At 70.6% G+C, this 13,777-nt stretch carries 8 protein-coding genes; 2 read left to right on the top strand and 6 right to left on the bottom strand.

Annotated features, from left to right (window positions below; all coding sequences use genetic code 11):
* Positions 1-34: 34 nt before the first annotated feature.
* Positions 35-1,966 carry an acyl-CoA dehydrogenase family protein gene (locus ACIOHP_RS34320; protein WP_401893537.1) on the bottom strand — a complete coding sequence of 644 codons (1,932 nt, stop codon included), beginning with the start codon at positions 1,964-1,966 and terminating at the stop codon, positions 35-37.
* Positions 1,967-2,069: 103 nt separating this feature from the next.
* Positions 2,070-2,879, bottom strand: a complete 810-nt coding sequence (locus ACIOHP_RS34315) for an endo-1,4-beta-glucanase (protein ID WP_401893536.1) — start codon at positions 2,877-2,879, stop codon at positions 2,070-2,072.
* A 346-nt stretch (positions 2,880-3,225) separates the two neighbouring features.
* Here ACIOHP_RS34315 and ACIOHP_RS34310 point away from each other — a divergent pair, with 346 nt between their 5' ends.
* Positions 3,226-4,239, top strand: coding sequence for a LacI family DNA-binding transcriptional regulator (locus ACIOHP_RS34310; RefSeq protein WP_361490232.1), 1,014 nt, complete (start codon positions 3,226-3,228; stop codon positions 4,237-4,239).
* An 87-nt stretch (positions 4,240-4,326) separates the two neighbouring features.
* Positions 4,327-6,375: a TIM-barrel domain-containing protein gene (locus ACIOHP_RS34305; protein ID WP_401893535.1), complete on the top strand. Its 2,049-nt coding sequence runs from the start codon at positions 4,327-4,329 to the stop codon at positions 6,373-6,375.
* A 121-nt stretch (positions 6,376-6,496) separates the two neighbouring features.
* On the opposite strand, the gene ACIOHP_RS34300 is transcribed toward ACIOHP_RS34305, so the two are convergent.
* The 4 genes from ACIOHP_RS34300 to ACIOHP_RS34285 are packed head-to-tail and all read right to left on the bottom strand — an operon-like array spanning position 6,497 to position 13,655.
* Positions 6,497-7,210, bottom strand: a complete 714-nt coding sequence (locus tag ACIOHP_RS34300; protein ID WP_361545925.1) for a GH12 family glycosyl hydrolase domain-containing protein — start codon at positions 7,208-7,210, stop codon at positions 6,497-6,499.
* Positions 7,211-7,249: 39 nt separating this feature from the next.
* Positions 7,250-9,466, bottom strand: a complete 2,217-nt coding sequence (locus ACIOHP_RS34295; RefSeq protein WP_401893533.1) for a glycosyl hydrolase family 95 catalytic domain-containing protein — start codon at positions 9,464-9,466, stop codon at positions 7,250-7,252.
* Complete coding sequence (locus ACIOHP_RS34290; protein WP_401893531.1) at positions 9,463-11,445, bottom strand: beta-galactosidase; 1,983 nt, start codon at positions 11,443-11,445, stop codon at positions 9,463-9,465. The genes ACIOHP_RS34295 and ACIOHP_RS34290 overlap by 4 nt, the downstream gene beginning before the upstream one ends.
* A complete protein-coding gene (locus ACIOHP_RS34285) occupies positions 11,445-13,655 on the bottom strand; it encodes a 1,4-beta-glucanase (RefSeq protein ID WP_401893529.1) in 2,211 nt (736 codons plus the stop codon). The genes ACIOHP_RS34290 and ACIOHP_RS34285 overlap by 1 nt, the downstream gene beginning before the upstream one ends.
* Positions 13,656-13,777: the final 122 nt, after the last annotated feature.

Raw genomic sequence — 13,777 nt, 5'->3', positions numbered from 1 at the left:
GAGGTTCTCCGGGGGACGCGCTGTCATGGGCCGGTCAGCGGATCGGGCGGTGGACGTTCTCCTTCTCCGAGGCGCCCGGCGTGGCGTCGGCGATCCACGGGCCCTCGCCCGACGGGTCGACGATGCCCTCCTCCAGCCATGCGTAGGTGCCGGACATGACGCCCTTGACGACCTTGCGGTCCAGGTCGTCGGTGTTGGTCCACAGGCGGCCGAAGAGCTCCTCGACGCGGATGCGGGACTGCCGGCAGAAGGCGTCGGCGAGTTGGTAGGCCTCGCGGCCGTGGTCCTCGGTGGTGCGCAGGAGCTCGGCGCGTACGCAGACCGCGCTCATCGCGAAGAGTTCCGCGCCGATGTCGACGATCCGGCCGAGGAAGCCCTGCTTGGTCTCCATGCGGCCCTGCCAGCGGGACATGGCGTAGAAGGTGGAGCGGGCGAGCTTGCGGGCGGTGCGTTCGACGTAGCGGAGATGGACCGAGAGGTCGACCTCGCGTTTGAATTCGTTGTACGAGTACGGGAGTTGGCCCTGGCCCGCCACCAGTTTCGGCAGCCACTTGGCGTAGAAGGCACCTGCCTGCGCGCCTGCTTTCGCCTTGTCCGACAGGGACTTCTCCGGGTCGATCAGGTCGCCGGCGACGGAGAGGTGGGCGTCGACCGCCTCGCGGGCGATCAGGAGGTGCATGATCTCCGTCGAGCCCTCGAAGATGCGGTTGATACGGAGGTCGCGCAGGACCTGCTCGGCCGGGACCGCGCGTTCGCCGCGGGCCGCCAGGGAGGCCGCCGTCTCGAAGCCGCGGCCGCCGCGGATCTGGACCAGTTCGTCGGCCATGAGCCAGGCCATCTCGGAGGAGAAGAGCTTGGCCAGGGCGCCCTCGATGCGGATGTCGTTCCTGTCCTCGTCGGCCATCTGGCTGGAGAGGTCCAGTACGGCCTCCAGGGCGAAGGTCGTCGCCGCGATGAAGCTGATCTTCGCGCCGACGGCCTCGTGGTCGGCGATCGGCTTGCCCCACTGCTCGCGGGCGGCCGACCATTCGCGGGCGATCTTCAGGCACCATTTGCCGGCGGCGACACAGGACGCGGGAAGGGAGAGGCGACCCGTGTTGAGGGTGGTCAGCGCGATCTTGAGGCCGGCGCCCTCCGGGCCGATGCGGTTCGCCGCCGGGACGCGGACCTGGTGGAAGCGGGTGACGCCGTTCTCGATGCCGCGCAGGCCCATGAAGGCGTTGCGGTTCTCGACGGTGATGCCGGGCGAGTTGCTCTCGACGACGAAGGCGGTGATGCCGCCCTTGTGGCCCTCGCTCCTGGGGACCCGGGCCATCACGACCAGCAGGTCGGCGACCACACCGTTGGTGGTCCACAGCTTCACCCCGTCGAGGACGTACTCGTCGCCGTCCGGCACCGCGCTCGTGGCGAGCCGGGCCGGGTCGGAGCCGACGTCCGGCTCGGTGAGGAGGAAGGCACTGATGTCGGTGCGGGCACACCGGGGCAGGAAGGTCTCCTTCTGCTCCTGGGTGCCGAACAGCTTCAGCGGCTGGGGGACGCCGATCGACTGGTGGGCGGACAGGAGTACGCCGATCGCGGGACAGGCGGAGCCCGCGAGAGCCAGGGCCTTGTTGTAGTACACCTGGGTGAGGCCGAGGCCGCCGTACTTGGTGTCGATCTTCATGCCGAGGGCGCCGAGCTCCTTGAGGCCGGCGATGACCTCGTCGGGGATCCGGGCCTCGCGCTCGACGAGGGCGCCGTCCACCTTGCTCTCGCAGAAGTCGCGGAGCCTGGCGAGGAACTCCTCGCCGCGCCGGGCGTCCTCGTCGGGCGGCATGGGGTGGGGGTGGATGAGGTCGAGCCGGAAGCGGCCGAGGAACAGTTCCTTGGCGAAGCTGGGCTTGCGCCAGTCCTGCTCCCGGGCCGCTTCGGCCACCTGACGGGCCTCACGCTCGGTGACGACGGGCTTCTGTTGTGGTGCGGACATGAGGGCCACCTCACCGCGAATCGGGATCATGGTTACCGACCGGTGCTACTCGATCGTATGTACCCGATACCGAGCGTGCCCACCACCCCTGGGACGCCGTCGTTCAGCCGATATTGACGGAGTACACCTTCGTGTCAAGGCGTCCGGTGCCCTTGAAGACCTCGGTGCCGGACTCGATGCCGGAGACGTACTTGTCGTTGCTGATCAGCTTGCGCCGAACGAGGGCCTGGGTGAAGTCGTCCAGGTTGAGCGTGGCCTTGGTGGTGTTGGCGCGGCGGACGAAGGAGTACACCTTCCAGCCGATGTCGCCCTGGTAGATGTCCCACATGGCGCCGCCGAGGCTGACGGATCCGTACTTGCTGCCGAGGGGTCCGGCGCCGCCCTGCCGGTTGAGCCAGATCATGATCTCGTCGGTGGGCTGGTCCTGCCAGTCCGCGGTGCTCTTGTCGTGCAGCCACAGGTCGTAGGCGACGTTCATGACGCCGGGGTTCGAGCTGACGGTGAACTCCCAGCTGGTCTTCACCGGCTTGCGGTCGCCGACGCGGATGGGCAGACCGGTGGCGGACCTGTCGACCTTCCAGCCCCAGTGCCAGCCGAGGACGCTGGACGCGTAGGACTTCACGTCGTAGTCCTTGCCGGTGCCGCTGTTGGCCAGGCTGTAGTTCGTGCCCCACGAGATGGTCGATCCCGACCGGGAGTTGTCCCAGACGCACTGGGTGCCGGTGGCCTTCTCCCGGTTCCAGACGTTGTTGTTCACGTAGTACTTGCCGAGCGTGATCGTGTCGAAGTCCGTGCACTTCTTGCCGGACTCGTCCGCCTGCGCGACGGTCACGCCGACGGCCGCGGCCAGCGCGACCGTGCCGGAGACGAGAGTCTTCGCCTTCTTGGAGAGGCGGGGTCGGCGGTGCTGCATGGGGCGGGTCCTCACGAAGGGGGTGATCGATGACGTCCCTTCAGTGGGCGCCGGGGCGCCAAAGGTTGCCGTGGAGGGTGACGTGGGCCGAGCCCCAGGCCGATCCACCGGCCGGGCTCCGCCGATTCCGTTCCGTGGCCCCCCGCGATCGGCCATGGTAGGGAGGAACCCCACACCCCGGAAGAGCCGCCGGGAGGCCCGAAGGGGAGCCCGCACCAACTCGATGTCGAAGCGCTTCGACAGCCTATGGACACCCACCTCCGGTGGAGCTACTGTCGAACCACCCTCACCCGCCCTTGTTCGTACTGCGCACTGTCGAAGCGCTTCACAAAGCTTGGAGAGCTGGATGGTCACCCTCGCCGAGGTCGCCCAGCACGCCGGAGTCTCGGCGAGCACGGTGAGCTATGTCCTCAGCGGCAAGCGGTCCATCTCCGGGGCCACCCGGCACCGGGTGGAGCAGAGCATCCGCGAGCTGGGCTACCACCCCAACGCGGGCGCCCGCGCCCTGGCCAGCAGCAGGTCCAACATCATCGCGCTGATGGTCCCCCTGCGCACCGACATGTACGTGCCGGTGATGATGGAGATCGCCATCGCGGTGGCCACCACGGCCCGTCTGCACGGCTACGACGTCCTGCTGCTCACCGGCGAGGAGGGCCCCGACGCCGTGCGCCGCGTCACCGGCAGCGGGCTCGCCGACGCGATGATCCTGATGGACGTCGAACTCGACGACGAACGGCTGCCGTTGCTGCGCGGCACCGACCAGCCCTCCGTCCTCATCGGCCTGCCCGCCGACACCTCGGGACTGACCTGCGTCGACCTCGACTTCCGGGCCACCGGCGCCCTGTGCGTCGAGCACCTCGCGATGCTCGGCCACCGCGACATCGCTGTCATCGGCGAGGCCCCCGCGGTCTACGAACGCCACACCGGCTTTGCCGAACGCACCCTGGACGGACTCCGCACGCGGGCCCAGGAGCTGGGCGTACGCCTGCTGCACCGGCCCTGCGAGGGCGGCTACGACGCGATGGCCGTGACCCTCGCCCGCATCCTCGACGAGCGTCCGAGCACCACGGGCTTCGTCGTGCAGAACGAGTCGGCCGTCGAGCCGCTGCTCGCCCTGCTGCGCCAGCAGGGCCGCGCCGTGCCCGAGGACGTGTCCGTCGTCGCGGTCTGCCCCGACCAGGTCGCCACCCAGGCCTCGGTACGGCTCACCTCCGTCGCCATCCCCGCACAGGACATGGGCCGGCACGCCGTGGAACGCCTGGTGGCCAAGCTGGAAGGCCGCGGAAAGGACGAAGTCGTGCTCATCGCACCCGAGTTGACCGTCCGGACGAGTACGGGACCCGCGCCGTCGGCGCTCTGACGAACCTCTCTGTTCCTCCGCACCGAGCAGCCCGAGCAGCCCCGCTGGGGCACCACCTGTCTCCACTCGCCTCCAGGAGCACCCCTCGTGACTCAGCCTGCCGAAAATCAGCCCCAGCAGGGCGCTGTCAGCCTCGCGCAGTCGTCTCCCACCATCGGCACGTTCCGTGAGCGGGACGGCGGCCTGGAGTGGAGCGGCCGCCAGGAGACGCTCCGCGTCGAGCCGTGGGGCCCGGACGCGGTCCGGGTCCGGGCGAGGCTCGGTGGCCCGATCCTCGAGGGGCTGCCGGGCGCGTTGCTGGAGAGCCCGCCCGCCACCTCGTCCACGATCAAGATCGAGGACGGCCGGGCCCAGTTGACCGTGGGCACGCTCACCGTCGAGATGGACGCCGAGGGCCTGGTCCGCTTCCTTCGCACCGAGGACTCCGCCGAGCTCCTCGCCGAGGCCCGGGCCCACTTCTGGTGGCCCGGCTCCCGCCTCTACACCGCCGTCGGCAACGGCCACCACCGTCTGGAGCAGCGCTTCGCCGCGTACGACGACGAGAAGCTGTACGGCCTCGGCCAGCACCAGCACGGCCGGCTCGACCAGAAGGGCCTGGTCCTCGACCTGGTGCAACGCAACGCCGAGGTCGGCATCCCGGTGCTGAGCTCCAGCCGCGGCTACACCCTGCTGTGGAACAACCCGGCGATCGGCCGGGTCGAGCTCGCGCACAACGGCACCCGCTGGGTCGCCGACTCGGCCCGCCAGATCGACTACTGGATCACCGCGGGCGCCCCGGCCGACGGTCAGCGCCGCTACTCCGCGGTGACGGGCCGCACCCCGATGATGCCGGAGTGGGCGGCGGGCTTCTGGCAGTGCAAGCTGCGCTACCGCACCCAGGACGAACTCCTCGCCGTGGCACGGGAGTACAAGCGCCGCGGCCTGCCCATCTCCGCGATCGTCTGCGACTTCTTCCACTGGACGCACCTGGGCGACTGGAAGTTCGACCTGAACGAGTGGCCCGACCCGGGCGCCATGGTGCGGGAGCTGGAGGAGCTCGGCATCAAACTCGTCGTCTCCGTCTGGCCGTCGGTGTCACCGCTGAGCGAGAACCACCAGCTCATGGAGCAGCGCGGCTACTTCATCGGCACCCAGTACGGCCCGATGGCGCACGCCGACTGGCCGGACAAGGAGGTCGCCTCCACGGTCCAGGTCGCGTTCTACGACGCGACGAACCCCGAGGCCCGCGCGTTCATGTGGTCGCGCGTCCGCGACAACTACCTGATCCCGTACGGCATCACGGCCTTCTGGCTGGACGCCTGCGAGCCGGAGCTGAAGCCGGGCTTCTCGGAGAACCTGCGCTACTGGGCGGGCCCGGGCCTTGAGGTCGGCAACAGCTACCCGGCGGAGAACGCCCGCACCTTCCACGAGGGCCTGACGGCCGAGGGCGAGGAGGTCATCACCCTCAACCGCTCGGCGTGGGCGGGCAGTCAGCGCTACGGCGCCGCCCTGTGGTCCGGCGACATCGGCACCGACTTCCCGACCCTGCGCCGCCAGATCGCGGCCGGGCTCAACACCGCGCTCTCCGGCATCCCTTGGTGGAACACCGACATCGGCGGATTCCACGGCGGCGACCCGGACGACGAGGCGTACCGCGAGGTCATGGTCCGCTGGTTCCAGTTCGGCGCCCTGTCGCCGCTGATGCGCCTGCACGGCTTCCGCGACCCGGGCATGCCGCTGGGCCCGGAGATGACCGGCGGTCCGAACGAGGTGTGGTCGTACGGTGAGGAGGCCGGCGCCATCCTGGAGCGGTATCTGCGGCTGCGCGAGCGCCTGAAGCCGTATGTCCTCCAGGTCATGCGGGAGGCCCACGAGGAAGGCCTGCCGCCCATGCGGCCGCTGTTCCTGGAGTTCCCCGAGGACCACGCGGCCTGGTCCGTCGACGACGCCTATCTCTTCGGCGGCGACCTGCTGGTGGCCCCGGTGCTGACGGCGGGCGCGACGGCCCGCACGACCTATCTCCCGGCGGGCGCGACCTGGACGGACGCGTGGACCGGTGAGACGTACGAGGGCGGCACGACCGTGACGGTCGACGCCCCGCTGGACCGCATCCCGCTGTTCCTGCGGGACGGGGCGCGCCTGCCCGTGGCGGAGTAGACGCGCCGGTGCGGCCGGTCCCCATAGGGGAGGGACCGGCCGCACACGCGTGTCAGCGGGTGGGTGGCGATGAGGGGGTGGGGTATTGCACGGGTCCCGTGCAATACCCCACCCCGCCCGCTCAACTGCTGCTGACCGTCAGGTTGTTGGTCGTGAAGTTCAGCCCGCCCGACGACGAGGTGACCTCGTAGCCGAACTGCACGTCACCGATGGTCTCGTTGCCGAACCAGCCCTTGGTGTCCTTGATCCACTTCAGGATCGGCAGGACGTTGACCGTGCCGGAGGTGGAGTCGGAGGTGCGCAGGAACGAGAAGACCTCGTTGGCGCCGTTGCTGCCCTTGTAGACGGTCCAGGTGTGACCGCCGAGGGTGACGTTGCCCTGCGAGGTGCCCAGCGGGCCGACGGCTCCGTTGTAGTTGACCCAGAGCATGATCTCGTAGTCGTAGTCCGTGTCCCAGATGTCGTACGACGTGTTGTACGCGCCGGACGACGGGACCGTGACGTTGTAGCTGCTGGAGAGCGAGCCGAGGGAGGTGATCGTCTTGTTGATCACCTTCTTGGAGTTGGGGTAGGACTTGATGCCGCCGGTGTTGGGGTGGTCGGCCCAGACACCCCAGTTGGTGCCGGAGTTGGCCCAGATGCACTGGCTGCCGGCGCCGGAGCCCCAGATGTTGTTGTAGAGCGTGTAGCCGTTCAGGCTGGTGTTGCCCCACTGGTCGCAGGAGTTCCAGACGGCGGCCGAGGCGGGGGCGGAGGCGAGACCGACGGTGGCGCCGAGGGCCATCGCCGGGGCCAGAATCGCCATGGTGATCTTGCGCGGTGTGCTCTTTGCCATGGTGTCCCTTTCCATGGGTGGGGGGAAATGCGGGGGTGGTTACCACGCCCCAAGCGGGAGGACGTGGTCTTCTCCGGCGACGAGGTCGAGCGGCCGCGCGCCGGTGGAAGTCCGGATCTCGATGCGGTGCGTACGGGTGGGGCGTAGCACCGCGGTCGCTTCTTGCGGGGTCCAGCTGAGGTCGAGCTCCGCCCCGAACCGGGTGCGGACGCCCTTGAGTTCGCCTGACGGGTACGCCGCCGGGAGGGCCGGCAGCAGGACCAGCCGGTCCGGCGTGGACTGCACGAGCATCTCGACGAGCACGGCCGGGAGGGTGTGGGCGGCGTCCGCGTTGTAGACGTCGCGGTTCGGGTAGTGCGCGCTCATCAGGGAGGCGTGGAAGAAGTCGCCCTTGAGGACCTGGCCGAGTGCGTGCGCGACCCGTTCGCCGTCGCGCAGCCGGGCGGCGACGAGCGCGTGGTGGAGGTGGCCGTGGGCCGAGTCGTTCTCGGCGCCCCGGAGTTCGAGCGCGCGGTGCGCGGCCGCGGCGAGGTCCGGGGTGTCGTACGGGGTGATCTCGTCGAGCGGCCAGACGCCGTAGAGGTGGCTGAGGTGGCGGTGGTCGTAGGTGTCGTCGAGGCCGGGCCAGGCCCATTCGGCGAGGGCGCCGTCGTCGTTGATCCGGTGGGGCGGGAGCCGGTCGGCGAGGGCTCGCCAGCGTGCTGCCGACTCGGGGTGGTAGTCGGCAGCCGTGTGCAGGGCGTGCCGGGCGGCCGAGAGGTCCATGGCCGCGTTGATCGCGCCCCAACTCGCGTTGGCGGGCCGGTTCTCGGGTGAGTAGGAGGGGACGACGACGAGATGCCCGTCGCTGTCGGTGCGGGTGAGGAAGTCCTCGTAGAACAGGGCGACTTCGGCGAGCACGGCGGCGGTGCGCGGGTCGCGTTCGCCGCGGGTCTCGTCGTGGTCGACGAGCGGCTTGAGCAGCCAGTCGGCGCCGGCCGTCCACAGGTGCAGCGGGTATTCGCGGCTGAAGTGGTACGTCAGTCCGGACTCGCCGTCGCTGTGCGGCGGGGCGACGACCCCGCGGACGCCGAAGACGGCGCGGGCGTTGTCCCGCCAGTCGTCGAGCTGTCCATGGATCAGGCAGGCGAGGGCTTCGGTGACTTCGGGCAGGGCGGCGGCCGCCGCGGACGCGGTCTGGAGGTTGACGTTGGCGTCGTTGGTGAACGCTCCCGACCAGGCGGTGTCCCAGTCGCCGGTCCACAGGCCGGTCAGGCGGGGTGGGAAGAGGCCACTGGCGGAGAGCAGGTGGTAGCGGCCGGCGGCGAAGAGGCGTTCCAGGAGGGCGGGGCTCTCGGTGCGGTCGAGCAGCTCCGAGCCGGGGAGGGCGCGTTCGTCGGGGTCCGCGTCGAGGTCGAGGGTTACGCGTGCGTAGGCGGTGCGGTGGAGGGCGGTGTGGCGGTCGAGGAGGAGCGCGTACGAGTCCCCGTCGTGCGCGGCGAGTTCACGGAGTGCGCGTGCCTGCTCCAGTACGTCGAGCTCGCCGGTGTGCCGCAGTACGCGGGTCAGCAGCAGCACGGACCCGGCTCCGGCGATCCGCAGGCCGGGGGGCGTGAGTGTGGTGGTGCCGCCCGTGACCAGGACCAGGGTCACGCCGGTGTAGGCACGGTCGCCGCCGGGGTAGCGGGCCCGCAGGCTGAGCAGGGCGCCGTCGGGGGTGAGGACGGCCCCGTGGCCGACTCCGAGGTCCTTCGGGGCGCCGGGGAGCCGGTGGTCCAGGGAGATGTCGAGCTCGGCCGCCATGACCCGCTGGACGATGACGTCGTCGGCGCGGGAGACGAAGACCCGGCTGTCCCAGCCCTCGTACGCGCTGTGGACGACACCGGTGGTGAAGTCGACGGAACGTCGGTGTCCGCGCGCGTCGCCGTTCGCTCGGCGCAGCCGTACCCCGAAGGCGGGGTGGAAGGGCTGCACCCACTGGAGGTCCCGTCCGTCCGTGAAGCTCTCCGCGGCGTCCGGCTCTCCGGCGAGCAACCGGTCCTGGAGTGCGGGCAGCTCGGCGGCGAGCTCGGGCGGGCGGGCCTGTTCGGCGCCGTTGGGACGGACGAGGGTGTGATGGGTGACGATGACCTGCTCGTCGTTCGGTTCGCCGAACACGAGAGCGCCGTGATGGCCGTTGCCGCTCAGGAAGCCGTCCTCCCAGCGGGTGGCGGGACGGGGCTCCCAGGTGCCGTGCACGATGCCGGTGCCGGCGTCCGCATGCGCGTTCACGTTCATGGGCGCAACACCACCACGCCGTACCGGTCCAAGGTCAACTCGTCCGTGACGGTCGTCCCCGTGAGCAGGTCGTGGTGGGTGCCGGGGACCTCGACGGTCACGGATTCGCGGGAGTGGTTGAGGACGAACAGCAGGTCACCGCGTCGTACGGCCTCGACGCCTGCGGGGAGCCGGTCGAGCACCGGGCGGACGTCCGCCTCGGACGCGAACTGTGCGAGGAGCGCGCGCAGTCGGTCCGCTTCGGGAAGCGTCGCGAGATACCGCGCCCGCCCCTTGCGGAGCGCGGCCGGCAGCCCGTCGAGTTCGCCGCCCTTGAACACGGCCTCGGCGGTCGCGTCCTCGTCCTTCTCGATCTCCTCCGACCACAGCGTCCCGCGGAACCCGTCGCACTCGACCTCCTCCCCCGCGTCGAGCGGCCACCACTCGTGCAGGGTGCGGATGCCGAACAGCTCACGCAGCCGTCCGTCCATGCCGCCGGCCCGCACCCGGTCGTCCTCGTCGGCGATGCCGGTGAGGAAGCCGGCGACGAGGGTGCCGCCCTGCCGTGTGTACGCGAGGAGGTTGTCGATCGCCGCGTCACTCAGGGAGTACAGCTGAGGGACGACGACGAGCTTGTACGCGCTCAGGTCGTGCTCGGGGTGGGCGAAGTCGGTGGCGAGGTGGGCCTCCCACAGGGCTCGGTGCCAGGCGGTGAGGACCTGGGCGTAGTCGACCTGGGTGGAGAGACGGCCCTCGTGGGCGCCGGCCCACCAGGAGTGCCAGTCGTGCAGGACGGCGATGTCATTGGCGGTGTGACTGCCCGTCACCTCGGCGGAGATCCGGGCGAGTTCCGCGCCGAGCCGCTTGACCTCCTGATACGTCCGTCCCCGCTCCCCCGCGTGACTGACCATCCCGGAGTGGAACTTCTCCGCGCCCTGCCGCGACTGCCGCCACTGGAAGTAGCAGACGGCGTCCGCGCCACGGGCGACGGCCTGGAGGGACCAGAGGCGGTTGAGGCCACGCGGCTTGGGGTGGTTGACGCCCCGCCAGTTGACCGGTCCGGCGGCCTGCTCCATCAGCATCCAGGGTCCGCGGGCCTGCGAACGGGTCATGTCCTGCACGAGGGCACCGGCCTGGGCGCCGAAGGGGTCGCGCGGATCCGGGTAGAGGTCGACGGAGACGACGTCCTCCTCCTCGGCCCACCGCCAGGCGTCCTGCCCGGACCAGAGCGGCATGAAGTTGGAGGTGACCGGGAGGCGCGGGGTGTGCCGGCGCACGATGTCCCGCTCGGCGACGTAGCACTCCAGGAGCATGTCGGAGGTGAACCGCTTGAAGTCCAGCACCTGCGCGGGGTTCTTGAGGTAGTGGGCGTGCCGGGGCGTGTGCACCTCGGCCCAGTCGCCGTAGCCCTGGCTCCAGAAGGCGGTGCCCCAGGCGTCGTTGAGTTCCGCGAGCGTGCCGTATCTGTCCTGGAGCCAGCGGCGGAAGCGGGCGGCGGCCTCGGGGCCCCAGTCGTAGGTGCAGTACTCGTTGTTGATGTGCCACATGGTGAGGGCCGGGTGGTTGCCGTAGCGGGCGGCGAGGTCCTCGGTGATGGCGGCGGCGTACCGGCGGTAGACCGCGCTGGAGTGCGAGAAGTGCTGTCGGCCGCCCCACCACTCGGTGCGGCCGTCCTGGTCGACGGGCAGGGTGTCGGGGTGCAGATGTCCCAGCCAGGGCGGGGGCGAGGAGGTCGGGGTGGCGAGGACGACGCCGATGCCGTGGTCGTGCGTCAGGTCCATCAGCCGGTCGAGCCAGCCGAAGTCCCGTTCCCCCGGCCGGGGTTCGAGCCTGGCCCAGGAGAAGACGCCGAGGGTGACGGAGTTGACGCCGGCGTCCTTCATGAGCCGGACGTCCTCGTGCCAGGTCTCCTCGGGCCACTGCTCGGGGTTGTAGTCGCCGCCGAAGAGGATGCGACCGCGCGTGACATCGCCGAGGCCGGGCCTCTTCTCCATGGCCATCAGACGGGCTCCCCGTACTGGATGCCGCGCCCGTTGGTGGCGAGGTAGACGCGCCCGTACACCCGCGGGTCCCCGGTGATGACCTCGCCGGTCCACCCCCACTGGTGCTGGTCGTCGTTGATCCGCACCCAGGTCTTCGCCTCGTCGTCGGACCGGTACACGGCGGTGATGCTCTCGGTGGAGCCCACCAGGTAGATCGCCGGGTAGTCGGCCCCGGCGGCGGCCTTGCCGAAGCCGAGGGTGTACGAGGCCCGGCAACCGGTGACCTTGTCGAAGCTCAGGCCCCCGTCGGTGGACCGGTAGAGCCCGTTCCCCTTCACGCTCAGCCAGAGGTCCCCGGACCGCCCGGGCGCGGCGACCAGCTCGAACTGGCTGTCCCCGGAGGGAAGGCCGGTCGCGCCCTGAGTGAAGGAGAGGCCGCTGTCAGTGCTGACGTACAGCGTTCCGGTGTCGGTGTCGTACGCGTGGAAGTGCGTCGGGTCGGCCGGGTCGGCCACCGGCGTGGCGCCCTTCGGGAAGGAGGAGATCTCGGTCCAGGTGGCCCCGTTGTCGGCTGAGCGGTAGGCCGGGTACTTCGTGCCGTCCCAGTGCACGAAGACCCACAGCAGCACGCTGCCGTCGGCGTTGACGGCGATCGGCCCCGGTGCGTCCTTGGCGAGGGAGGGCTGGGCCTCGAAGGGCGCCCAGGTCTGTCCCCCGTCGTTCGAGTAGGCGCCGTTGCCGTGGTCGCCCCACCCGCTGCGCACGACGTACGCCGGCTTCCGCGCGGCCTGTGCGAGTCCCGTCGCCGATCCGAACACGGGGTTGGTGGCCATGCCGCGCGAGGGCGAGGCGGTGAGCCGCTCGTGGTACATCACGCCGATGTCCCCGGACCCGCTGAGCAGGTGCGCCTCCCCGGCCGGGGGCGAGATCAGCTGGCGCACGGACGTCTCCTCCATGCCCCGGATCTGCGGCGCCCAGTGCTTCAGGTCCCGGGTGCCGTAGAGGGTGGCGCCGGTGCCGTAGACGACGTGCCGGGAGTCGTACGGGTCGAGGGCGAGCGCCTGGATCCACCAGCCGAACTTGGGGGCGTCCGCACCCCACTTGAGATAGGGGGTCTGCGACACGTCGAGGACGGCGGAGTCCTTGAGGGACGTCCAGTGGCGGCCACCGTCGGTGGACCGGAACACGGTGTCGACGGCGGCCCACCGGTTGTTGGTGGAGACGACGAGGGTGCCGGGCCGTCGCGCGTCCACGGCCACCCCGCCGTAGCCGAAGGTGTCGGCCGACCCGTCGCTCGTGGTCCCGCCGGGCTTCACCGGGCTCACATCGGCCCACTTCCCGTTGGCGGTGCACAGCTTGTGCACGCTGCCGTCGGACTGGCCGTTGGGGCCGGGGGCGTTGGCGTACGTCACGTACAGCTCCCGGGTGAAGCGGTCGTACGCGGCCCGGATCGGCACCTTGGCTGCCGCGCCGGACGGCTGTCCGGGCACGGCCTGCCATTTCGTCCCGTCGGCGGTACGGAACAGGTTGGCGGCACTCCCGTCGGAGTCCCCCCAGCCGGCGTAGAGGGTGCGCCCGGCGGCGACGAGCAGGGTGACCCCCTGCCCGGAAGCGCTCGGGGTGCCGGGAAAACCGGTGGCGGCGGCCCAAGTGGCGCCCCGGTCGGTGGACTTGAGCAGCCCGTCGTGCCGGGTCCCCAGCCACAGGGTGTCACTGTCGCGCGGATCGACGAGCAGCCGCTCGCCGGCCCCCCGCCCGTCCTCGTTGCCCCCGAGCTTCACGGTGAGGTCGGTTCGCGCCCAGGTGGCCCCACGGTCGTCGGACCGCAGGACGGCACCATTACCGGCCCACGACTGGGCGTAGGTGCCGAGCGCGAGATAGACCCGGTTCGGGTGGGCGGGGTCGACGGCCATGGCCTCCACCCCGAGGAGGTTCCAGTCGTCCCACCCGAGGTGGTCGGTGAGCGGGACCCAGGCGGCGGCCCGGTCGTCCCATCTGTAGGCCCCGCCGATGTCCGTACGGGCGTAGGCGAGCCCGCGAACGGAGGGATGGAAGAGGACCCCGGTGACGAAACCGGTGCCACCGATGACGACGTTGCGCCACCGATAGGAGGAGCCTGCGGCCTCAGCAGCGTGTGCCCCCGCCTGCCCGACGGGAAGAGCGGTGAGCGCGGCCGCGGCAGCGGTCCCGGCAAGAACGGCACGACGGCTCAGGTTGAACGTACGCATGACAAGCCTCGCTCTTGAGGAAGAGGGGAGTTGGACCTACCTGGGGGCTCGGGGACCTGCGCGGCCGGCCACGACGGACCCGCAGCCGCCGACGCGCAGAACCACCCCTCCGAGAGGGCGAC

The sequence above is a fragment of the Streptomyces sp. NPDC087859 genome (assembly GCF_044742595.1).
In the GTDB taxonomy this organism is placed as follows: Bacteria; Actinomycetota; Actinomycetes; order Streptomycetales; family Streptomycetaceae; genus Streptomyces; species Streptomyces canus_F.
Note: the sequence above shows the minus strand (reverse complement) of the source record. Positions and strands in the feature narration are given on the sequence as shown.

Excerpts from the sequence above, each read along its gene's own strand:
- ACIOHP_RS34320 (WP_401893537.1), bottom strand. The coding sequence starts at position 1,966 with ATGTCCGCACCACAACAGAAGCCCGTCGTCACCGAGCGTGAGGCCCGT.
- ACIOHP_RS34300 (WP_361545925.1), bottom strand. The coding sequence starts at position 7,210 with ATGGCAAAGAGCACACCGCGCAAGATCACCATGGCGATTCTGGCCCCG.
- ACIOHP_RS34310 (WP_361490232.1), top strand. The coding sequence starts at position 3,226 with ATGGTCACCCTCGCCGAGGTCGCCCAGCACGCCGGAGTCTCGGCGAGC.
- ACIOHP_RS34315 (WP_401893536.1), bottom strand. The coding sequence starts at position 2,879 with ATGCAGCACCGCCGACCCCGCCTCTCCAAGAAGGCGAAGACTCTCGTC.
- ACIOHP_RS34295 (WP_401893533.1), bottom strand. The coding sequence starts at position 9,466 with ATGAACGTGAACGCGCATGCGGACGCCGGCACCGGCATCGTGCACGGC.
- ACIOHP_RS34290 (WP_401893531.1), bottom strand. The coding sequence starts at position 11,445 with ATGGCCATGGAGAAGAGGCCCGGCCTCGGCGATGTCACGCGCGGTCGC.
- ACIOHP_RS34285 (WP_401893529.1), bottom strand. The coding sequence starts at position 13,655 with ATGCGTACGTTCAACCTGAGCCGTCGTGCCGTTCTTGCCGGGACCGCT.